General features: G+C 34.1%; 15 protein-coding genes. 8 read left to right on the forward strand and 7 right to left on the reverse strand.

The annotated features are described in order from the left end of the window. Positions 1 to 70 precede the first annotated feature (70 nt). Both K6T82_RS14705 and K6T82_RS14710 read left to right on the forward strand, forming a co-directional pair. Positions 71 to 3,247 (forward strand): efflux RND transporter permease subunit, encoded by a 3,177-nt coding sequence (locus K6T82_RS14705; protein ID WP_223707005.1) that lies wholly within the window; start codon positions 71 to 73, stop codon positions 3,245 to 3,247. Between the two features lie 330 nt (positions 3,248 to 3,577). After that, positions 3,578 to 4,816: a TCR/Tet family MFS transporter gene (locus K6T82_RS14710; protein WP_223707007.1), complete on the forward strand. Its 1,239-nt coding sequence runs from the start codon at positions 3,578 to 3,580 to the stop codon at positions 4,814 to 4,816. A gap of 73 nt (positions 4,817 to 4,889) precedes the next feature. Here the strand turns inward: K6T82_RS14710 and K6T82_RS14715 are convergent, their stop codons facing one another. From K6T82_RS14715 to K6T82_RS14740, 6 genes are all read right to left on the reverse strand, one after another. Further along, positions 4,890 to 9,005 carry a T9SS type A sorting domain-containing protein gene (locus K6T82_RS14715; protein WP_223707009.1) on the reverse strand — a complete coding sequence of 1,372 codons (4,116 nt, stop codon included), beginning with the start codon at positions 9,003 to 9,005 and terminating at the stop codon, positions 4,890 to 4,892. A gap of 54 nt (positions 9,006 to 9,059) precedes the next feature. Continuing rightward, a complete protein-coding gene (locus K6T82_RS14720; protein WP_223707011.1) occupies positions 9,060 to 9,500 on the reverse strand; it encodes a retropepsin-like aspartic protease in 441 nt (146 codons plus the stop codon). Next, positions 9,457 to 12,108, reverse strand: coding sequence for a CHAT domain-containing protein (locus K6T82_RS14725; protein WP_223707014.1), 2,652 nt, complete (start codon positions 12,106 to 12,108; stop codon positions 9,457 to 9,459). Before K6T82_RS14725 ends, K6T82_RS14720 begins: the two co-directional genes overlap by 44 nt. Before the next feature lie 146 nt (positions 12,109 to 12,254). Next, positions 12,255 to 14,207, reverse strand: a complete 1,953-nt coding sequence (locus K6T82_RS14730; RefSeq protein WP_223707016.1) for a PKD domain-containing protein — start codon at positions 14,205 to 14,207, stop codon at positions 12,255 to 12,257. Positions 14,208 to 14,318: 111 nt separating this feature from the next. Then, on the reverse strand, positions 14,319 to 15,290 hold the full coding sequence (locus tag K6T82_RS14735; RefSeq protein ID WP_223707018.1) for a hypothetical protein: 972 nt from the start codon (positions 15,288 to 15,290) through the stop codon (positions 14,319 to 14,321). A 370-nt stretch (positions 15,291 to 15,660) separates the two neighbouring features. Next, positions 15,661 to 15,960 (reverse strand): hypothetical protein, encoded by a 300-nt coding sequence (locus K6T82_RS14740; RefSeq protein ID WP_223707021.1) that lies wholly within the window; start codon positions 15,958 to 15,960, stop codon positions 15,661 to 15,663. 130 nt (positions 15,961 to 16,090) lie between these two features. On the opposite strand from K6T82_RS14740, the gene K6T82_RS14745 reads away from it, so the two are divergent. From K6T82_RS14745 to K6T82_RS14770, 6 genes are all read left to right on the forward strand, one after another. Then, positions 16,091 to 16,675 carry an RNA polymerase sigma factor gene (locus K6T82_RS14745; RefSeq protein ID WP_223707023.1) on the forward strand — a complete coding sequence of 195 codons (585 nt, stop codon included), beginning with the start codon at positions 16,091 to 16,093 and terminating at the stop codon, positions 16,673 to 16,675. A 2-nt stretch (positions 16,676 to 16,677) separates the two neighbouring features. Beyond that, the gene (locus K6T82_RS14750) at positions 16,678 to 17,403 is read left to right on the forward strand and encodes a CDC27 family protein (RefSeq protein WP_223707025.1); all 726 of its coding nucleotides are present in this window, start codon (positions 16,678 to 16,680) and stop codon (positions 17,401 to 17,403) included. Between the two features lie 129 nt (positions 17,404 to 17,532). Continuing rightward, positions 17,533 to 19,179 carry a S41 family peptidase gene (locus tag K6T82_RS14755; RefSeq protein ID WP_223707027.1) on the forward strand — a complete coding sequence of 549 codons (1,647 nt, stop codon included), beginning with the start codon at positions 17,533 to 17,535 and terminating at the stop codon, positions 19,177 to 19,179. Positions 19,180 to 19,483: 304 nt separating this feature from the next. Continuing rightward, on the forward strand, positions 19,484 to 20,272 hold the full coding sequence (locus tag K6T82_RS14760; protein ID WP_223707029.1) for a TatD family hydrolase: 789 nt from the start codon (positions 19,484 to 19,486) through the stop codon (positions 20,270 to 20,272). 63 nt (positions 20,273 to 20,335) lie between these two features. Then, entirely contained in the window at positions 20,336 to 21,472 is a 1,137-nt protein-coding gene (locus K6T82_RS14765; RefSeq protein ID WP_223707031.1) for a 1-acyl-sn-glycerol-3-phosphate acyltransferase, read from the forward strand. Continuing rightward, positions 21,462 to 22,490: an asparaginase gene (locus K6T82_RS14770; protein WP_223707033.1), complete on the forward strand. Its 1,029-nt coding sequence runs from the start codon at positions 21,462 to 21,464 to the stop codon at positions 22,488 to 22,490. Before K6T82_RS14765 ends, K6T82_RS14770 begins: the two co-directional genes overlap by 11 nt. Before the next feature lie 156 nt (positions 22,491 to 22,646). Here K6T82_RS14770 and K6T82_RS14775 read toward each other — a convergent pair whose 3' ends face one another. Then, positions 22,647 to 23,891, reverse strand: coding sequence for an MFS transporter (locus tag K6T82_RS14775; RefSeq protein WP_223707036.1), 1,245 nt, complete (start codon positions 23,889 to 23,891; stop codon positions 22,647 to 22,649). Positions 23,892 to 23,967 lie beyond the last annotated feature (76 nt).

Below are 23,967 nucleotides of genomic sequence, written 5' to 3' on the forward strand. Positions count from 1 at the left end.
CAATCAGCTTTAAGCCTTTCAAAAAAGCCTAAAGCCTACAGCGTATAGCCTATAGCCTAAAACAAAATATATGAAATTAGCCGAAATATCCATAAAACGTCCGTCGTTGGTAATTGTATTGTTTACAATTCTGACTCTTGGTGGATTGTTCAGTTACAGCCAGTTGGGCTACGAGCTGATCCCAAAATTTGAAACCAACGTAATTACGGTTTCAACAGTTTATCCTGGAGCTTCTCCAAGTGAGGTTGAAAATACTGTAACCAAGAAAATCGAGGATGCGATTGCCTCTCTGGAAAATATCAAGAAAATCGACTCAAAATCTTATGAGTCTCTTTCTGTAGTATCGATTACATTACTTTCTACTGCCAATGTAGATATTTCTATGAACGATGCACAGCGTAAAATTAATGCGATTTTGAGTGATCTTCCAGACGATGCAGATCCGCCATCATTAACAAAATTCTCTTTGAGTGATTTACCAATTATGACGCTTGGTGCGAATGGTAAAATGGACGAAGCCGCTTTCTACGATTTGATCGATAAAAAGATTGCTCCAGTTTTATCTCGTGTACAAGGGGTTGCTCAGGTAAATATTATTGGTGGACAAGAACGTGAAATTCAAGTAAACCTTGATGCAGTAAAAATGCAAGGTTACGGACTTTCGGTTCCTCAAGTACAGCAGACTATTTTAACTTCGAATCTGGATTTCCCAACAGGTAACATCCAAACTCGTAACCAAAAAATCTTAATCCGTTTAGCGGGTAAATATAAAAATGTTGAAGAACTAAGAAACTTAGTGGTTTCTTCTCAAAACGGGATTCAAGTTCGTTTAGGAGAAATTGCAGACGTTCAAGATACACAAAAAATCGCGGAGAAAATTGCGCGTGTAGATCAAAAAAGTGCCATTGTACTTCAAATTGTAAAACAATCAGATGCAAATGCCGTAGCGGTAAGTGAGCAGTTGATTAAAACAATTGGAACTTTAGAGAACGATTACAAATCGGCTCAATTGAAATTAGAAGTGGCAAAAGACAGTACAGTCTTTACTCTTGAAGCAGCAGATTCTGTTGTACATGACTTATTAATTGCGGTTATTCTGGTAGCTTTCGTAATGTTGTTCTTCTTGCACAGTATTAGAAACTCGTTGATCGTAATGGTATCTATTCCAGCATCTTTGATTGCTACATTTATCGGAATCTATTTATTAGGTTATACACTTAACTTAATGTCTTTACTTGGTTTATCTCTTGTTGTTGGTATTCTTGTGGATGACGCGATTGTGGTATTAGAGAATATCTACAGGCACATGGAGATGGGTAAAAGCCGAATTCGTGCAGCATACGATGGTACTGCCGAAATTGGTGGAACTGTAACTTCGATTACATTGGTAATTGTGGTGGTGTTCTTGCCAATTGCAATGAGTACGGGATTGGTATCTAACATTATTACACAATTCTGTGTTACAGTAATTATATCAACAATGTTCTCTTTATTGGCTTCGTTTACGATCATTCCATGGTTATCTTCACGTTTCGGAAAATTAGAGCATATTGAAGGTAAAAATCTTTTTGGAAAAGTTATCCTAGGGTTTGAAAGTTACTTAACTCGTTTTACGAACTGGGTTTCTAACTTGCTTAACTGGTGTTTAGATCATTATATCAAAACAATCGGAATTGTATTAGTATTATTCTTTGGTTCAATCTTCTGGTTAATGGGAGGTGGATACATTGGAGGAGAATTCTTTGCATCATCTGATAGTGGTGAGTTTTTAGTACAAATTGAGATGCCAAAAGATGCTTCTTTGGAGCAGACTAACTTTATGACACAAAAAGCAGAAGCTTTCTTAAAAGGAGAGAAATATGTTTTCAGTCAAATTACAACGGTAGGACAAACCAGTGAAGGTTTAGGAGCTGCTCAAGCAACGGCTTACAAAGCTGAGATCGACGTTAAAATGATCGAGCAAAAAGACCGTACAGATGATGCCAACGTTTACGCTGCTAAAACAAAACGTAAACTGGAGAAAATATTAGTTGGAGCAAAAGTTAAAACAGTTCCTGTAGGTATTTTAGGTACTGCAGAAGATGCAACTTTAGGTTTGATCGTAACAGGTCCGAACGTAGAAAGCGCTATGAAATTTGCAAAAATGGCAGAAGCTGAATTGCGTACTATTCCTGGAACAACTGAGATTAAATTAACAGTTGAAGACGGAAATCCAGAGATCAACGTTCAGGTAGACAGAGATAAAATGGCAGCATTAGGATTAACACTTCAAACGGTTGGTTTAACAATGCAAACCGCTTATAGTGGTAATACTGACGGTAAATTTAGAGCTGGTGAATACGAATATGATATTAACATCAAATACAACGAATTTGATAGAAAAAACATCACAGACGTAAGTAACTTGATTTTCATAAACAATGCAGGTCAGCAAATTAAACTGAACCAATTTGCTACCATTACCGAAGGTTCTGGGCCAAGTAAATTAGAGCGTAGAGATAAAACAGCTTCTGTAACCGTACAAGGTCAGAACGTTGGGGTTCCAGCAGGAACAATCGTTACGCAATGGCAAGAAAAACTAGATAAATTGCAAAAACCAACTGGAGTTAATTACATCTGGGGTGGAGATCAAGAAAACCAATCAGAAGGTTTTGGTACTTTAGGAATTGCATTATTAGCGGCTATTATCTTGGTTTACCTTGTAATGGTTGGTTTGTATGACAGTTTTGTTCACCCGTTTGTTGTATTGTTCGCTATTCCGCTTTCGTTTATTGGAGTTTTATTTGCTCTGGCATTAACAAACAACACATTGAATATCTTTACCATTTTAGGGGTCATCATGTTGATTGGTCTGGTGTGTAAGAATGCGATCATGCTTGTCGATTATACCAATCAGCGTAGAGCTGCTGGAGAATCTATTAGACAAGCGTTAATCCAGGCAAACCACGCACGTTTACGTCCGATCTTGATGACAACAATTGCGATGGTATTCGGTATGTTCCCAATTGCATTAGCATCTGGAGCAGGAGCTGAATGGAAAAACGGATTGGCTTGGGTAATTATTGGAGGTTTGATTTCATCATTATTCCTTACTTTGATTGTGGTACCGGTTATCTATGATATTATGGAGAAAATCATTAGAAAATTCTCTAAAGGAGAAAAAATCGATTACGAAGCTGAAATGGTTGCCGATTACGAGCATACAGAATTAAGCGAAGACGGTTTTAATCCAAAACATACTCATTAATAGTTTTAATTTTTGATAGAAATTTCAAAGTCCGAATTGGAATTTCAAAACGAAAAATCCCAAGTTCCTTAAATGGAATTTGGGATTTTTTTATTGATTTTTTTAAAATATTTCACGCAGATTTAGCAGATTTAAGCAGATTGAATCAGATTATAAAATCTTTTTTTATCTGCTAGAATCTTTTTCAAATCTGCGTGAAAAAATTAGAAGTAGTTTTATTTATTTATAAAGAAACTATTAATTTCAAGAATTTTGAATTTGGAATTTTTTTATTGGAATTTAAATAAATATTAGCTTTTTCGTTTATTTGCATCTCCTTATAAAATTATTATGCTACAAAAAGATAAATCTGCAGCGATTGGTTTTATTTTCATAACCATGTTAATTGATATTACAGGATGGGGAATTATCATTCCTGTGATTCCGAAATTAATTGAAGAATTGATTCATGGAGATATCAGCGAAGCCGCAAAAATAGGAGGCTGGTTAACTTTCGCATATGCGATAACTCAATTTGTATTTGCTCCAGTTATTGGAAATTTGAGCGATAAATTCGGAAGAAGACCCATTATCCTGATTTCCCTTTTCGGATTTTCATTAGATTATCTTCTATTGGCATTTTCACCAACAATCATTTGGCTTTTCATCGGAAGAATTATTGCTGGAGTTACTGGCGCCAGTATAACAACAGCTTCAGCCTACATTGCAGATGTCAGCACGGCTGAAAACAGAGCAAAAAACTTTGGTTTAGTTGGAGCTGCTTTCGGATTAGGATTTATTATCGGACCTGTAATTGGAGGGCTTTTAGGACAATATGGTTCAAGAGTTCCTTTTTATGCGGCGGCGATTTTATGTATGGTAAACTTCCTTTACGGTTTTTTCATTCTCCCGGAATCTCTTAAAAAAGAAAACCGTAGACCTTTTGATTGGAAACGTGCCAACCCGATTGGAGCTATTTTAGGTTTAAGAAAATACCCAACCTTAATTGGTTTAATCGCCGCAATATTTCTTTTGTATGTAGGTTCGCATGCTGTACAAAGTAACTGGAGTTTTTTCACCATTTATCAATTTAACTGGGACGAAAGAATGATTGGAATTTCATTAGGAATTATCGGTTTATTAGTGGGAGTTGTACAAGGCGGATTAGTCCGTTATATCAATCCGAAAATAGGAAATGAAAAAAGTATTTACGTTGGTTTAGCTTTATACACAATCGGAATGTTGTTATTTGCTTTTGCAACCGAAAGTTGGATGATGTTTGTGTTTTTAATTCCGTATTGCCTTGGCGGAATTGCGGGGCCAGCCTTACAATCTGTTGTAGCCAGTAAAGTAGAACCAAGTGAACAAGGAGAAATTCAAGGAACTTTAACCAGTTTAATGAGCGCTTCATCAATTATTGGTCCGCCAATGATGGCGAATACTTTCTATTTTTTCACTCACGAAGAGGCACCTTTCAAATTTGCAGGAGCGCCATTTATTTTAGGGGGAATTTTGATGTTGCTGAGTACCATTGTGGCTTATTTTTCTTTAAAAAAACATACCGTGTCAAAAACCGAAATCGAGCAGTAAAATAAAAATATTAAAAAACAAAAAAGCCTTCATTCTTAAAGTGAAGGCTTTTTGTTTTTACTTGTATGAAGTATTATTTTTTAATAAACTTCATTGCTTTTTCTTTTCCGTCTGATTTTACATTTATGATATACATTCCGACAGAAAGATTTGATAAATCAATTTCAGATTCTGTACTATTTATTTTTTTGAATAAAACGGATTGTCCTGAAACAGAGAAAATTTCAATGTTATCAATTACTGTTTTATTGGCAATAGACAGCATATGTTTTACGGGATTCGGGTAAAATTTAAAGCCATTAAAATCAAAATCAGGAGTAGCCAGAGAACTATTAAATTTAGCGGTTACGGCAAGACGTTCTGTACTTTCAATTCCGTTAATAGTTTGTGACGCATAATATGTAACGCCATCAACTAAAACAGTTGATAATGGTAAACTGGTTTCTGTACTTTTGTTAGTTTTACTAGTCGAAGTGCCTTTGCTGCTATACCATTTTATATTCTCACCTTCGATAACAATATCTGCTAAAGTCTGTCCTGATTTAAATTCAAGCACAATTTCGGTTTTGCCATTTATAACAGGAGGAGAAGGATCTACAGTAACCATTAATTGAACAAAGCAGCCAGATTCGTCTTGTATTATTACTGTGTAAGTCCCAAAAGTTAAATTTGAAAATATATTATTTGCAGAATATTGATTTAAATTAGGCGAAATAGCATACATTAATTTTCCTGTTCCACCTTGAGCATCAATAGTTACCGTTTGATTTTTTACACTTGCCGAAGCGCTAATTAAATTGGGACCTTGTAATGTTATAGTGCTTGTGTTGGTACAGCCATTAGCGTCTTTAACGGAAATTACATAAGAACCTGAAACAAGATTTGTGAACGTTTTATTCGTTTGAAATAAACTTCCATTTAATGAATAAGAATACGGAGCCTTGCCTTCAATTGCATTAACCTCTATAGTTCCATTTGAAAAACAAGATATAGGAGAAACAATAGACACAGTAAAAAGAACTGGATTCACAGGAGCTACAATAATTACATTAGAAGTGTATGTCGTATTATTATAATCGCGAACATTTATCGTATAAGTGCCAGGTTGAACAGCATTAAAAATATTAGAATTACTATAGGTGATACCATTATCTATTGAGTACAAGTAAGTACCAGATCCACCTGTTGCATTTATGGTAATTGTACCGGTTTCAAAGGCACAATTCGGTTGAAGTATATCTATAGTTGCTATTAGAGTTGGAAGCGATGCTGAGATAGTCACTTTTGTAATTCCTGAAGTACAGCCTAAAGCATCTTTAACAATTACTCCATACATTCCAGAAAGGAGATTATTAAAAGTATTATTTGCTTGTGCCGGAACAAAAACGGAATTATCGTTGTTTAAAAGAGAATAGGTATATGGTTCAATTCCTCCATTTGCCATTGCTGTAATGCTTCCGTCACTGCTGTTAGCAGATGTTGTATTTGTCGCAGTTGCAATTGTGGTTAAAGGTGTTGTTGAAAGTATTGTAACTGTATTTGTCATTGCAACACAACCATTGGCATCTTTTACAAAAAAACTATATGTTCCTGGATCTAGTTTACTTGTATTGAATTGAGAATAGTTGTCTCCTCCTGAAAAAGAATAACTATATGGAACCTGACCTCCAGTTGCATCAATGGTTACAGAGTGCTTATCTCCACAAGTTTGAGGTTCAGTAATAAACATAGAAGCACTTAGCGCAACAGGAGATTGCAAAGTTATCATTGCGTTTTCCATACAACCGTTAGCATCTTTAGCGGTAATACTGTAATTTCCAGCAATTAGATTGGTGAAAATACTTGTATCGTACTGAAATGGACTTCCGTTTATAGAATAACTATACGGAGCCTGACCGTTAATAACATGAGCCATTATAGTTCCATTATTATTACATGTTACTGGAGAAATAATTGTAGCCGTCAAAGCCATCGGGTTTAGAGGCGATACTGCAACATTAAAACTAAATAGGCCATTATCTGAATCACGAACATTTACAGTATAAGTGCCAGATTGTGAAACAGTAAAAACATTAGAATAGTTAAAGGTAGTACCGTCTATCGAATATTGGTAATTTCCACTTCCTCCTGATGCGTTTACAGTTATTACTCCGATTGGATTAGAGCAATTAGGCTGGACTAAATCAGCTGTAGCAGTAAGAGACGCACTTGGATTAGGTGCAGTAATAGTAACTTGAAGGGATTGCGAAATACAATTCTTAGCATCTGTTACAATTATTTCATAATTTCCTGGAGCAAGATTATTAAAAGTAAAATTGGAAGCAGGAGAAATTATTGCTGGACTTCCACTGTTTAAAAAAGAAAAACGATAAGGTAGAATTCCACCAGTCGCATTTACGGTTATGCTTCCGTCATTGCTGTTAGCAGAGGTTACATCTGTATAAGACAAAATTGTTGTCACGGGAACATTCGCCGCTAAAACAGTAACATTTGTAGTTGCGATACAACCATTAGAATCTTTAACAAATAAGGTATAATTTCCAGGAGATAATGTACTTGTATTTATTCCAGAATATATACCACCCATAGAAAAAGAGTAAGCATAAGGAGCTTTTCCTCCTGAAGCATTGATGGTTACAGAGTTCTGATCGCCACAAAATTGAGCTTGAGTAACAACTGCAGAAGCTGTCAATGAGGTGGGCGATTCTATAAGTAAAGAATTGCTGGCAGTGCATTCGTTTGCATCTTTAACAGTAAAAGTATGTGTTCCGGCAGAGAGGTCTGAGAAAGTATTACTCTCTTGATAAATGGCAGAATTATCTATAGCATAACGATATGGTCTTGCCCCTCCGCTAGCTGTTAAGGTGATTGTTGAACTACTATTTTCAGAACAGCTGACAATTTTACTACTTTCACCAGTCACAGTTAGCTCAGCGTAAGGTTCAATAATAACATTCATACTTTCTGTAACGTTATTACTGTCCTTAACTTTTAAATTATAAATTCCAGGTGATAAATTTGGAAATATATTCGAAGCAACATAATTGTAGCCATCTAAAGAATACAAATAAGAACCAGATCCACCTGCGGCCTGAGCTGTTATTGTACCACTAAAATTAGTGCAGTTAATACCAGTGACTGCTGCAGAAACTACCAAAGGCGAAGAAGATATTGGGTCAGAAGAAACGGTAATTGGATTTATAGTTAAGCAGCCTTTCGAATCTCTTACTTCAACATAATAATTACCAGCAGCTACAGCAGTAAACCTATTGGAAGATTGGAAAGGTCTGACTATTCCAAAATCGTTTCTTAAGAGATAGGAATAGTATGGTGTTCCTCCTGAAGCCATTACTGTTATTTCTCCATCGTTACCACCAGGAGTTGTGACATTTCTAGCTGTTGTTGGAGTTAGTAAAATATTGGGTTGCTCTATTTGTAAAGTATAAATCTCAAGACAATTATTCGAGTCTGTTACTTTCACGGTGTAAGTACCAGCTGCTAAATTTGGAAATATATTAGATGTTTGAGCACTATTATTGTTGATAGAATAGCGATAAGGTAACTTTCCTCCGTTAGCAGTAACTTCAATTCTTCCATCTTTAAATCCAAAGCAAGTATTGTCTATTTTTAAAAAAGTAGCTGTAAATGGGGTTAATGAAGGTACAACTAATGTAGAATCTTTTGTACAGCCATAATCATCTTTAATATGTATGTTGTAAGATCCGGGAGCTACATTATTAAAACTGCTTGCGGTTTGATAATGAACTCCATCTAAAGAATATTGATGAGGACTTCTACCGTATCTAGCAGCAAGATAGACTCTCGTGTTTCCGCATTCTGGATAAGAAACACTGGCATTAGCAAATTCTAAACGAGAATTCACAATAATCATAAATGAATAAGATGTACGAGTTCCTCCTTCTCCTTCTACATTTGCAAAAATCTCTTGGTGAGTATCCGTACAAACATAATTTTGAGGATTTAGAATTTCATGACCTTTTGCAGGATCAGAATATTTTAAAAAATAACGGATAGTATAAGTTTGAGAAGGATCTCGATCTTTTGTCAATTCCGCCGTTTTGCTAGTCAAATCAAAAACGTTATCTCCAGCGCAATGAATGATGCTGCTAATCTGAGCAAAAATTAAAGTAGGCAATAAAAAAAGAAAACAAAGTAGAGTTTTTTTCATACGTATAGATTTGTTAAAATGGCTCAACAAATATATCAAAAAAACTAAATTGTCTTATTTTAAATACAAATAATGGTTAAAATAGTCAATAATTGCTTTTCCTTCCAATAAGACATCTGCGCCAATAATGCCATGAACAGGTTTTGCTTTAAAAGATTCTAAAGCCTCATTTACGTGCGAAAGATCAAAAATCACAATGCTAAAATCTTTGCTTTTCCAGCTTCCAATTTTTAATTTGTTTTGAGAAGAAATCTGAGTTTCCATTCCGGTTCCGCCAGCGCCAGAAGCTTTGGTTTTGGAGTTTTTTGCGGCAAGTTCAAAACGTTCGATACATTCAAAACCCACACAAGTATTGGATGCGCCCGTGTCTAAAATGAAATTTCCAGAAATACCATTGATTTTAGCTTTAATCTGTAAATGCTGGGTTTTAGTTATTTTGAATTTTATTTTTTTATAATTCCCTTCTTTTTTGAGAATCTCGTGAAGATTTTCCATTCCTATATTGATTGAAACCCAAAAATAAGCCAATTACAATCAATAAACTAACGATATAAAAGATATAATTTGCTGATTTTTCTTCAACGGAAATCGAACCATAATACACAAAAGAACTCCAGTAATAGGGAGATTTCTTCGCATTTGAAATGGATTTGTCATTTAAATAATCTCGTTTTGCATTAGCATTTGCTTCAAAATAAGAAGCATTGTTTTTGATGTTTTTATAGAAATCTGCCATAAAAACCGAAGTCGTAAAATCATTTACTTTCCATAAAGAAAACATTAAATTCTGAGCACCGGCAAACTGAAAACCTCTCGCAATACTCATTGCGCCTTCTGCTTTATACAATTTTCCAATTCCAGTTTCGCAGGCACTCAAAACCACTAAATCTGGATTGATATGGAGATTATACAATTCAGAATACAAGATTTCCTGATCGTAAAATTTGATACTTGCAGGAATTTCAATATCACCTGAAGAAGCATGCGTACTCAAATGCAAAACAGAATAATTGTTGGCTTCTTTTTTGAAATTTGAAAAACTCGCATGAGCATTTTCTAAATATTTACCGTCAAAATTATTTTGAATCGATTTCATTTCTTTCTTCGAATAACGCAGTTCAAAAGCCGTTTTATCAAAAACAGGAAAAATGCCTAAAACTGTTTTTTTTGCTTTAGAAACGGGTTTAGAATTCAAGTAAATATTTGCCGAAGTATTATAAGCGATTTTAAAATCGTTCATTAAATAATTCATTTTGGCAAAATTTGTCGTATTCGATTCTCGGGTGATCAAAGCTTCAAAAGGCAAGAAATTTAAAATACCGTCGGGAACAATGATGAGGTTTTTATAGTTTAAGTTTGAAGGCAATTTTAATAAATCATAGACCCTTTTTCCATAATAATTGTATCCAACAATATCATTTGTAATAACATCTGCGGTTCTATAATAATCGAGAAATTTTAAAATTTTAGGAATTGCGGCGTCTGTAACGTCAAAATGATTTAAGCTAATTCGGTTATTTTGAAGAGTAAAATAATATAGGTTTTCAACCCCCATAAAATAATAGATCATTATTGCTTTGTCTTTTTCCAACTTTGAAAATAAAGCGTTTAAATCTAAATTCTCCGAAATTGAATTTGGTTTTTCAGATTGAATTTTCTTTAACGAAAGCATCGATTCGTTTTGCTTTTTTATAAGCTGATTTAGTATTGAAATATCCGCTGAATCTGCTTTTTGCTGTTCTTTTAAAATAGAATTGTTTAAATTCTGAAGTTCTTGCGAAAGTTGTTTTTCTTTCGCCGAAGCATTTTTAATATTCGAACGATAACTTTTTAAAATTCCAGATTTTGTTTTTTCGGACAACTGAAAGGCTTCTGCTAAATATTCCGTTTTGCCTTCTTTTCTAAATAATTGATTATAAATGGAAATGCATTTTTCGGTACGATTTCGAGAGCGTAATTGCATTAAGATTTTCGAATTTTCATAAACCAAACCATTCATGAATAAATCTTCGATGTAAAAAGAAAGATCGAAAGCTTGAAGCGCTTTTTTTGGGTTTTTTATCTTAAAAATTTCTCCCTGTAAATCGAGCGCATCAACTAAAACAGTTTCTGCATACAATTGATTTTGATTCGGAAGTATATTTGTAGAATTATAATTCGGAAGCAACGTTTTAAAAATAACCGTAATTTCTTTCGAACTTTCATCATGCTTTCTTTCATCAAAAAGCAATAAAGCTTTTTCGTAATACAAACTTGCCATTTTTCTTGCTTCCTGATTTGGGAGCTCAAGAAAGATTTCAGTTGCTTTTGCTAAATAAGAATCGGCAATTTTAAATCGATGTGTTTGCCGACTGACTGTTGCAAGATTTCGATAAGAATTGGATAAATTTTCCAAATAATTTTTGTCGTTTTCCAAATATTTAACAGCTGATTTAAACGTGTTTTCAGCTTTTTTATACAGATCCTGCGTCATCAAACTCCCTTTAAAACCCAACAGATAATTAGTTCCTAAATTATTCAGTAAAATCCCTTTCTGCGGATTTGATAATTGTTCTGTTTTTAAAGTTTTTTCCAAAAGCTCAATCGCCAAAGAAATCTTTCCAGAACTCTGATAAACATTAGATAAATTGAGAATAGCCGCGAATTTTTGTTTCTGAGCGTCAGGATAATTTTTGGAAGTATTGACAATAAAAAAATACTGTTTTATGGTGTTTTCTGCATTGTCATAATCGCCTAAAACGGTATATAAATTCCCTAAAGGTTTTAAACAAAATTCAATAATATCATAATCAGAAAGTTTCTTTTTTTGATAAAGTTGCCAGGCTTTTTCATAACTCGAAATGGCGTTTTGTGTCTGCCCAAATTGGTTTTCATAATAAGCTTTGTTGCAATTTAAAACCACAATTGCCAACAATTCGTCTTTAGTTTTTGGTTTTGAGTTTTTCCAAAAATCACTTTCAACAGTTCGTAAATTTTGTAACGCTTTCGCGGAAGGACGAGCCACAAAAACATCAATCGCATTATAGATTTGATCTTCCTGTGCAGAAACATTTAAGCTTAGGAAAAAGAAAAAAATTAAACCATATAAGTGATATAAGTTCATATTAAAGTTGTTTATTCTATTAATGTCAGTCTGAGCGAAGTCGAAGACCTTTTTCGTTAAAGCCTTCGACTTTGCTCAGGGTGACAGTTGTATTTTATGAGACAATGGAGGTAATATGAACTTATATCACTTATATGGTGAAAAAATCAAAACTTCCAAATTCCATACAACTGAATATAATTAAAATTCTGTTCAAAATTTATCACATAGCGCGCACCCAAACTTGGTCCGATTCTGGCAAAACCAGCCGTTAAATCAAATAAAAGGCCTGTTTTTACATCTGTAAAACTGTTTTTTACTTTATTAGAAGTTGTAGTCGAACTGATTAGGAAATTTTCTTTATCACCTTCAAACAAATCTGTTTTTATACTTTGATTTTGCTCCGAAGAAACATTAATATTCGCCTGAATTCCCGCACCAATTCCGATATAATTATTAATGTTGTATCGAATTAAAACAGGAACTTCCCAATTGATGTTTTTGTTTTCAACATTTGTCGTTGTTCTTTGGAGCTGTCTGGTTCCGTTAGCATTCGTTAAAAATTCTTCTGAAATTGTCGTTTCGTTATTGTATTGATTTAAAGCATTTACCCATTCTATCTGCCAATAAAAACGATACGATTTGAACGGAGAAAGCGTCGCGCCCACAAAATAACTCGTTGATTTATCTAAATCAGGATAAAAATTGTAACCCGCTTTTGCTCCAATAGAAATTCCGGGCATAAATCGAGTAGTGGCGTAATTGGTAATTATAGGTTCGTTTTTATCAAAAATAATTGCGGTTCGGCTTTTGGTGGTTACTTTATGAAAATCTTCTCCAAACTTCATCGAGTATTTTACAAAACCTTTTGTAGAATCCTTTTCATGGACATTTTTCTGTTCGCTTCCTGGCAAGTAAATATTTTTGAAAGTAAAAATGATTTGTTTCTGTTTGATAATCGTGTCAAGGCAACTCACGGTTGGTTCTTCGCCTTTTGGACAAATTGGACATTCTGGATACATACTTTCTATCTGGAAAGTCTTTTTATCGAACATATCGGGAACATCGGTTTCTAAACGAATTTTTCGCGCCGGACCTTCACCATTATTCTGAAAACGGGTTTTAAAATTGACTCTTTTAAAACGGACTAATCTATAATTCATAAAACGTCCATTCGATCCCATTTTATTTGGATCGTGAGACGTTACAATTTCCATTTCCAGATTTTTTATTTTATGGTTTTTATAACTTCGATTCGGAACAAAAATTCCTCGCATCGTAACCGTTGCACTGGTATCTTTTATCATTTCAGGAGTAGTTTTGAAAGTATAAAAAATATTTCGTGTTTCTCCTGGATTGGCATCGTCGAATTCTAAAACAGAAAGATTATGATAGGTTTTATGGGCATCTAAAAGCGAGGCATCCAAATCTTCTTCTGTTGTGGTATTTCGGTATTTTTTGGTTTTGAAATTCCCTTCGGCGGAAGCCAAAAAACTATTCGAATCGTTTAAATCATCAACCGAAGCAATTAAATTTTCTTTTACTTCACGTTCGCCTGCATAGGTTCTAAAATCGCTTAATTCAAAATTATTGTGTTTGAATTGCTTTTCATTATAAAATAAATAAAGCTTTCCACTCGAAACATAATTCTCTAAATTTTGATAACTTACTACGACTACCATTTCCTGTTCCGGAATAGGATCGCAATTCTTTATAATCGCAAAACCGTTTTGATCGGCGATAGAAGCAATGTCTTTAAAATTAGTATCCGTAATATCATTTACAGCCACTTTTTTCGGACGGGTTGCAGGCGGTTTTCCGTTGTCATAGTTATTGGTTACCGCAAGTCGTGTGGTGTAAGTACCTTTCTTTTTATACACATGTTTAGGTTCTGCTTCTTTGCTGTAATGACCGTCGCCCAATTCCCATAAATAAGAATAACTAGGTTTTGGCGCACCCGCAATCGGAATCAAAGGCGGCGTTTCTGGTTTATAAGAAACCTGATTACCGTTTTGAGTAAAACCAATATTGGCTCTTCGTGTTATGGTGTCTTTAACTTTGGTTTGCCCTATTGAGAGAAAAGAGAATAGAATAAAGAAAATAGACAGGTTTGGTTTCATAACGAGATAGTTTTGGGTTCTAAAATCTTAAAAATCAATTTCAAAACAAGATTAAATGTAAAAAAAAGTGATGAGCAAATCATCACTTCTTCTTAAAAAAGCATTTCTAAGTTACTGAATGGCATTAATTGCAGCAACCAATTGAGCTTCTGTACCGACTGTTGTTTCGGCAAGAGTAAAGGTGTAAACCGCATTTGCTGTTGTTGTCACTCCTTTTATAGCATATCGCCAGTTTCCATTGTCTTCGGTTGCGAAAATGATGTGACAAGCTAATCCAACAGGAATTTGTCCGTAGTGCTCGCTAAATAATCCTTCGGCAGTATAAGTATCTAATTTTGCCAGCGCATTGGTTCCTTCGCCATCATAAGAAAGGTAAACAGCGCTGTTTGTATTATCGTAACCTTCTGGAACATCTACTAAAATAGTTGTTTTTGTTCTTGGATCGCTGTAAAAACGGTCAACATTAGTCCATCCGAAGTTTCCAAAAGTTACATAATAATTGTTTCCTTCGCCTTGTACACCGCCTTTTCCATCAGCGCCTCTTGCATCTTTCCAAGCCAATTCACCATCTTCATCAATAACTCCAGTCCATAAAGTCATTAAATTATCGTAACCATTTGTTAGCGCAGTTGGAACAATCATGCTCAAACTGCAAGAAGTTTGTAATTCGACTCCCCCCTGAGTTGCTTTGATGAAGAATTCACCACCTGAAATCAATAAGTTTTTCTTTCCGTCTGATGTAATTCCCATTGTTGGTTTATTGGTTACCAACATATTTCCTTTGTCAAAAAGTTCGATATATTCAATATCTACCTGACCTGTAACTGCCGCGCCATTTTTGGTCAAACAATCTCCGTTAATGTAAAGCTTTACACCCTTTGCTGATGTTAGAGTTACGACGCCATTTCCCGCGGTCATGGTAAAATTTTGTGTATTTCTTTTTACACCTTTTTCGCTGATGCTTTTAAAAGCGGCTGAAGTTGGAGGCGAAAGTTTGATGTCATCTCCGTCACTATTATCGCAGCTTGCGAAAATTGTAATAGCTAATATTAAAAGTCCGATTTTTTTAAAATTTGTTTTCATAATTTCTAGTTTTTATAAATCTGGCTTGATCGTTTCAAGTGGTTTTCAGATTTGGTTATTAATGATATGGTTAAATCAATTTGGGTTTTGTTTTGTTACCCTTGTTTTTATGTAAAAATTATACAGAGTTTAATTTTAACACATAGAGACATAGTTTTTATATCAAAAAAAGACTTTCAAAAGAGAAATTTATTTCTTTCACATAGTTTGCTATGTGCATTGAGACAAGTGAAACGCCTTTTTAAAGATTCTTAAAACTATGTCTCTATGTGTTTAAATATTTTCAACGAACGGATTTATTTAAAGGCTTTTATGTCGTTATATCAATTGGCTTTAAAATTTGTTACCCTTGTTTTTTGATTTTTTTTATTTAAGCCGAGAGACATTTGTCTTCAAATAGATTTCCGTCTTCGTCAACGGCAACCAAAATGTCTTTTTTGCGGGAGAATTTCAGAATCATATAAATCCACACCATCAGCCAGAATCCGAAAGTGATGATGCTGAGAAACAAATGAAGGTTATGATTGATGATTTTCTTTTCTTTAGATAAAACCACATAAGGCAGTTTTTCATTGTGTTCTGTAATCACGAAACCGTTGCGTGTTTTGGCAGCAATGATTTCGTAAAAACGATCTAAATTTTTTTCGTCTGATAAAGCGTAACTTTTCATTTCTTTTAATTTTTTAAGAGTTTTTAAAAGACTTTTGTTTTGTTACATACAATTGATTGTAATATTGTTACCCCTTGTTTTTGAAATTTTTTAAGATTCTTTTTTTAAATTAGCTGTAAAATGTCTTTTTATGAGTCAAAATAAAATTCATCCTGATCAAAAATATATCGACGGATTAGCTTCTAATGATTCTGTGGTTATTGAAATGATCTATAAAAAGTTTGCACCAAAAGTGGTTCAGTTTGTTCATAATAATTCTGGCGATAAAGATCAGGCGCAAGATGTGATTCAGGAAGTTCTGATTTTGCTTTTTAATCAGGCGAAAGCCAATACATTGCAATTGACTTGCCCGTTTGATGCCTACTTTTTTCTTTTGTGCAAAAGGCGCTGGTTAAACGAATTGAAAAAATCGTCTAATAAAGGGGTAACAATTTATGAGAATGTAGTATCTATCAATGAATCTGCACACGAACTGATTGGACAAGCAGAAGAATTTGACGAAAAACAAAAGCTTTTTGATGCCATGTTTCTAAAACTCGGAGAAAAATGCCAAGAAGTTTTAAAACTCAGTTTTTCTTTAAAATCAATGGAAGAAGTAGCAGCAAAACTCAATGTGACTTACGGTTATGTGCGCAAAAAGAAATCATTGTGCGTAGGCCAGTTGACAGAATGGATTCAGGAAGCGAAAAATTTTAACTCTTTAAAAAACAATTAATCATGAACGAAGAACGCTATATATTATTCGATCAATATCTTCAAGGCGAACTGACCGTTGATGAAAAAAACAATTTTGAGAAACAATTGGCTGAAAATCCAGAATTGGCATCGGCTTTTGAAAGTTTCAAAGAAATGCATTTTCAACTAGAAAATAAATTCGGACAAGAAGCAGAACGAGCAATTTTTACTCAAAACCTGACTCGAATTTCAGATAAATATTTCAATAAAAAGAAAACCAAAGTGGTTTCGCTTAAACCTTGGTATCTGGCGGTCGCGGCTTCAGCGGCCATTATGTTCGGATTGTTTTTCTTTGATTACAATCATTATCCAAATTTCGAAGATTACAATCATCCAGAAAGTGCTTACTTTACAGAAAGAAGTGTCTCTGAAGAAACTTTGAAAAAAGCAGAAAATGATTTTAATGGTAAAAGATATGAAAAGGCAATTCCGCTTTTTGAAGCTATTTTAAAAGAAAATAACTCACCAGAAATTCAATATTTCTATGCCGTTTCTTTATTGCAGGTTGATAAATATGTAAAAGCAGAAGCTATTTTTAAAAAATTAGAAACGGGAAATTCTGTTTATAAAGAAAAAGCAAAATGGAATCTGGCTTTATCGAAACTAAAACAAGGAAAATATAAAGAATGCAAGGAAATTTTACAGACCATTTCTCAGGATTTTGAAGATTATGATGAAGTCGAACGCCTGCAAGAAGAACTGGAGTAAATCTTAAAATTTAAAAAATATTTACTCCATTGTGGAAAACCTCAATCGAATTTAGAATTTTAGTTCTAAATTCGATTTTTATTTTATAAGAAATTACCCAAGAACAAGTAAACTTAACCACAAGCGGAAATGCAAAAGATTATATTATTAATTATTATTTTACTTTCTGAAGCTATTTTTAGTGCTCCTAAAATCACTGAAAATGAAAAACTTGTTGCAACCTGCAAGGTATGGGGGTTCTTAAAATACTATCATCCAAAGGTGGCCAATGGAGAATTGAATTGGGACAATCAACTTTTGGAGAAATTACCTAAAATAGAAAAAGCGCAAACCCAAGAAGAATTTTCCTTAATCTTAGAAAATTGGATTGATGAAATTGGTCCAGTAAAAGAAATAGCGCCAATTATTATTCCGAAAGAGGTTGAACTTTTTGACAAGAACTTCGATTTGAGTTGGTTTAATAATAAACTGTTTTCTAAAAGACTTTCGAAGAAATTAAAATTTATTGAAGAAAATAGATTTCAAAGCCAAGAGGAATTTAGTCCAGAGTTTGATGCTTTTAAAAAGCAGCGAAACTATAATGATTTGGATTATATGGATAAAGAATCCAGAATCCTGATGTTGTTTGCTTATTGGAATGTAATCGAATATTATTTTCCATATAAATATATAATGGATCAAAAATGGAACAAGATTTTAGAAGAAGTAGTTCCTGTCGTTCTGGCTGCAAAAGACAATAAGGAATATTTGGATACAATGAAAAAAATGACCAGAAAACTAAATGATGGACATGTAATGTTTATCTCATATCGATTTCATTGGTCTGGAAAGACGCCGACTTATTTTCCCGCAACAGGAAAAATAATTGATGAAAAATTGATTGTTACTGAAATTTTAGGCGATAGCTTGGCTGCAGCTTACGATATTAAAATTGGTGATGTTATTACTAAAATAAACAACAAAACAATTAAAGACTATATCGCAGAAAAGAGAGATGTGATAAGCGCATCAAATGAAGCTAATTATTTGCAAAGAGTTGTAAATCCTATTTTGACCTCAGATACTGAAAATGTAAAAGTTGAGTTTTTAAAAGATGGAAAGCTTCTAACAAAAGATATGAAATGGTTTGATTACCATGATTCTCATAGAAATGAGTTTAAAAAAGGAGCTCTTAAAAAGAAAGACAATTTTAAACTTTTGGAGAATAATATTGGATATGTTAATATGGAAGTCATAAAACAAAAGCACATTCCTGCTATGATTTCGGCTTTGGAATCTACAAAAGCAATTGTTTTTGATTTGAGAAATTATCCACAAGGTACCTATAAGGAGATTTCAGATTTTATAAGTCCTAGCGAACAAAAATTTGCAATCTATACACAACCTTATTTAAATTATCCGGGGCGTTACAAATGGATGGAGGGCACGACAGCTGGTTTTGAAAACAAAAACAATTATAAAGGTAAAGTTATAGTGTTGGTTAATGAAAATTCATTTAGTCAATCAGAATGGACCGCAATGTGCTTTAAAACTGCAGGAAACACTACAATTATTGGAAGTCAGACAGCAGGAACCGACGGAAATGTATTTGAATTTGAGTTTAAAGAATTTCATACTGGATTTACTGGAATTGGCGTTTACTATCCAGATGGAAGAGAAACCCAAAGAATTGGCATTATTCCTGATATAGAAATAAAACCAACCATAAAAGGAATTCAGGAAGGCAGAGATGAAGTTTTGGAACGCGCTTTGCTATTTATTGAAACAGGAAAATAAAACGAAATTATCATCCTGAAGAACGAAGGATCACACTAGTTAATTTGCGGAAAAAATGGGGGTTTTCTTTGCGAAGCTACTTGTGAGGTTCTTCGTTCCTTAAGAGGATAAAAGATTAGTTTTAATTTGTAAACCTTTGCCAAAGTGTAATACTTAGGTAAAGGTTTTTTTCTTTTTTAAGATATTCAATAAAAAAAAATCCGTTCAAATCGGCGTTTTCACAAAGTGAATCTGTGTTATCCGCGTCCCATTTTATCTGGAATTGCTATTCTTTTATTATTGTCGTAATTTTGATGACTTTAAAATGATAGCCTTGAATTCAACACCCATAATTACCGATACACACACACATTTATATTCTGAAGAATTTGATCAGGATCGTGACGAAATGATTCAGCGCGCCATTGCTGCCGGAGTTACCCGCTTTTTTATTCCAGCCATTGATGCGGCTGCCACGCAGTCCATGTACGATTTAGAAAAAAAATATCCTGAAAATGTATTCCTGATGATGGGTTTGCATCCCACTTACGTGAAAGATAATTATCTGGAAGAATTACAGCATGTTGAAACAGAATTATCCAAAAGAAAATTCTATGCTGTTGGCGAAATAGGAATCGATTTATATTGGGATAAAACCCATTTAAAAGAACAGCAAATTGCTTTTAAAAGGCAAATCCAGCTTGCAAAACAATACAAATTACCCATTGTAATTCATTGCAGAGAAGCTTTTGACGAAATCTTCGAAGTCTTAGAAGAAGAAAAATCTGAAGATTTGTTTGGGATTTTTCATTGTTTTTCCGGAACTTTATTACAAGCGCAACAGGCCATTTCTTACAATATGAAATTAGGAATCGGTGGTGTTGTAACATTCAAGAACGGAAAAATAGATCAGTTTTTAAATGAAATCGATTTGAAACATATCGTTCTAGAAACAGATTCACCTTATTTAGCGCCAATTCCTTACCGAGGAAAACGAAATGAAAGTAGTTATTTAGTCAATGTTATAGCGAAACTAAGCGATATTTACGGTGTTTCTACAGAAGAAATAGCAGCAATAACAACACAAAATTCAAAAGACGTGTTCGGGATTTAACCCAAGCCTTACAAAACTTTAATTTTTTTTTTGTTCTTTTGCCCACTTAAACCCAAATAAATAATGCAGAGATTTGATGCCATTCGACCGTTTTATGATTCCGAAATAAATGAAGCCCTTCATAATGTTGTCAATCATCCTATGATGAAAACTATGATGAACTTTACTTTTCCGGAAGTAGAAGATGAGGTTTGGAAGGAACAATTGAAGAAAACACATTCTATTCGTGATTTTCAATGCAACTTTATTTACAACACTATTCAAAAAGTTTTAGAAAAAAGCTCTGAAGGATTAACCACTTCAGGTTTTGAAAAACTGGAACCTAATACTTCTTATTTGTTTATCTCGAATCACAGAGATATTCTTTTAGATACGACTTTATTAAATGTTTGTTTGTTCGAACATGGTTTAGTAATGACCGCATCGGCAATTGGAGACAATTTGGTTAAAAAAGCTTTCTTGGCGACTTTAGCTAAATTAAACCGAAACTTTTTGGTTCTAAGAGGATTAACGCCTCGTGAAATGCTTCAAAGTTCGAAGTTATTGTCTGAATATATGGGACAATTATTGCTTCGCGAAAACCGTTCGGTTTGGATTGCCCAAAGAGAAGGAAGAACAAAAGACGGAAACGACGAAACCAATCCTGGCGTTCTAAAAATGATCGGAATGGGTTCTGATGAAGAAAATTTAATGGATTATTTTAAGAAATTAAAAATCGTTCCTGTTTCGATTTCTTACGAATATGATCCGACAGATGTTTTGAAAATGCCGCAATTAATGGCAGAAGCAAACAACGAAGTTTACGTAAAAGATAAAAACGAAGATTTCATGACCATTTTGAGTGGTATCATGGGAACTAAAAAAAGAATACATATTTCTGTTGGCGATGTTTTAGATACTCAAATCGATCAAATTGTAGCAGAAAATGACAATGCAAACAAACAGGTTCAGGCTTTGGCACAAACAATTGATGATATGATTTTGAAAAACTATCAGTTATGGCCAACTAATTTTATTGCTTACGATATTTTAAACGAAACAGATAAATTCGCAGACAAATACAAAGAAAGCGAAAAACAACTTTTTGAGCGTCGTTTAGAAATGAGAATCGGAAGCGATAATCCTGTTACCAGACAAGGCTTCTTGGCTATGTACGCCAATCCAGTTGTCAATAAATTAAAATACCAAGATGTCATCTAAAGCAAAAATATTGTTGATTTATACCGGAGGAACCATCGGTATGAGCAAAGACTTTGAAACAGGAGCGCTTAAGGCCTTCAATTTTGGTAAATTAATTCAGAAAATTCCAGAAATAAAGCAATTGGACTGTGAGATCGAATCGATTTCATTCGAACATCCGATTGATTCTTCTAATATGAATCCTCAAATGTGGACCAAAATTGCCACAATGATTGAGGAAAACTACGCTTCTTTTGATGGATTTGTAGTCCTTCACGGATCAGATACCATGTCGTATTCGGCTTCAGCATTGAGTTTTATGCTGGAGAATTTAGCAAAACCGGTTGTATTTACCGGATCGCAATTACCAATTGGAGATTTGCGTACCGATGCAAAAGAAAACCTGATTACTGCGATTCAGATTGCATCGCTTTTAGAAGACGGAAAACCTGTTATTACAGAAGTTTGCTTGTATTTTGAATACAAATTATACCGAGGAAACCGAACTTCTAAAGTAAATGCGGAACATTTTAGAGCTTTTACAGCACCAAATTATCCAGAATTGGTAGAATCTGGCGTTCACTTAAAATTGAACAGACATTTATTTCTTCCAATAAATAAAGATGCCAAACTGATTGTTCACAAAAACTTAGACAATCACGTTGCCATAATCAAAATGTTTCCGGGAATGAGCGAAATTGTTTTGGCTTCGATTCTGGCAACGTCAGGTTTACGAGGAATTGTTCTGGAAACTTACGGTTCTGGAAACGCACCAACCGAAGATTGGTTTTTGAATTTAATTGAAAAAGCCATTAAATCTGGAATGCACATTGTAAACGTAACCCAATGTTCCGGCGGAAGCGTTAATATGGGACAATACGAAACCAGTACAGCTTTAAAATCTCTTGGAGTTATTTCTGGAAAAGACATTACTACAGAAGCAGCCATTACCAAATTAATGTATTTGCTTGGACATAATATTCCACAAAAGGAGTTTAAAGATATTTTTGAGACTGCACTTCGCGGGGAGATATCTTAAAGTTTAAAATCCAATATTTAAAAATCCAAATTTCAACTTGTTTACGTGAAGAACTTTGTCAAAGTTTAAAACTTTGACAAAGTTGAACGCATAGTTGTTCTTAAGCAAAAAAATGGAATTTGGACCCGAGCGATAGCGAACTGGCGAAGCAATTTCTTAATTGGAATTTCTGTACTCAACAGGACAAGTTTCCAAATCATCAATCACAATAGCTTTGTGTTTTTTGTAATACAAATAAACAAGCACAGAAATAATACAAATAACGCCTTGAATCGCAACGGTTGTTCTTACGCCAAGCGAATGAGAAACGTAACCAATAATTAAACTTCCCACAGGAATCATTCCCTGATATGCCATCATATAATAACTGATACTTCTAGAACGCATATTGACAGCACTGTGCGTTTGGATGTAAATGTTGATAGAAGAAGTTTGACCCATCATTCCGATTCCGCTAAGCGTCATACAGATTAAGGCAATTGTAATACTGCTTGAAACGGCTAGAATAATCACGCTGAAACCTAGAAGCAAACTCGCAGCAATCATCAATTTATTCATGTTTTCTGCAGATTTCAAATTGGCTAAATAAATTGCAGATAAAACAGAACCAATTCCGGCAGCGCTTTCGAACCAGCTGAAAGTTTCGGCGTTTCCGCTAAAAATATCTTTGGCGAAAACGGGCATTAAAGTATTGAAAGAAATTACAAATAAACTACTACAAGTTAACATCATCAGCATTCTAGCCATTTCGGTTTCTTTTTTCACATAGTCCAAACCTTCGATAAAATCTTCCAACATATTCAATTTGTTTTCAGCTTTAATGTGCGGCGTAATTTTCATCATCATTAAGGATATCAAAACCGGAACATAACTAATGAAGTTCCCGATAAAACAAATGTCTTCACCGTATTCGTGCAGAATAATTCCGGCAAGCGCTGGTCCCGCGATTCGGGCAAAGTTGTTCAAAGTAGAGTTTAAGGCAACCGCATTTGGAAGATCTTCTTTGTTGTCGACAATATCAATCATCATGGTTTGGCGACACGTCATATCAAAAGCATTGATAATTCCTTGAATTAGACTCAGAGCCAAAATAAAGTTGATGTTGTATATTTTAAGATAAATCAACAAAGCTAAAGTTCCTGCTTGAAGCATTGCTAAAGACTGCAAGAACAACATTGTTTTGTGTCTGTCGTAACGCCCGATTATACTTCCTGCCAAAGGAGCCAGAAACAAAGACGGAATCATACTTAAAAATGTCGCTAATCCTAGTAAAAACACAGAACCCGTTATGCTGTAAACCATCCAGCTTACTGCTGTTTTCTGCATCCAAGTTCCGATAACAGATACAGATTGACCGTAGAAAAATAGTTTGAAATTTTTTGATTTTAAGGCTTTAAACATGACTCTAAATATTTAATACAAAGGTCGGGATTATGATAGCATTAGAAAAATTAATAATTTTACTGATAATAAGTAT

The organism is Flavobacterium potami (assembly GCF_020026915.1).
GTDB classification, from domain to species: domain Bacteria; phylum Bacteroidota; class Bacteroidia; order Flavobacteriales; family Flavobacteriaceae; genus Flavobacterium; species Flavobacterium potami.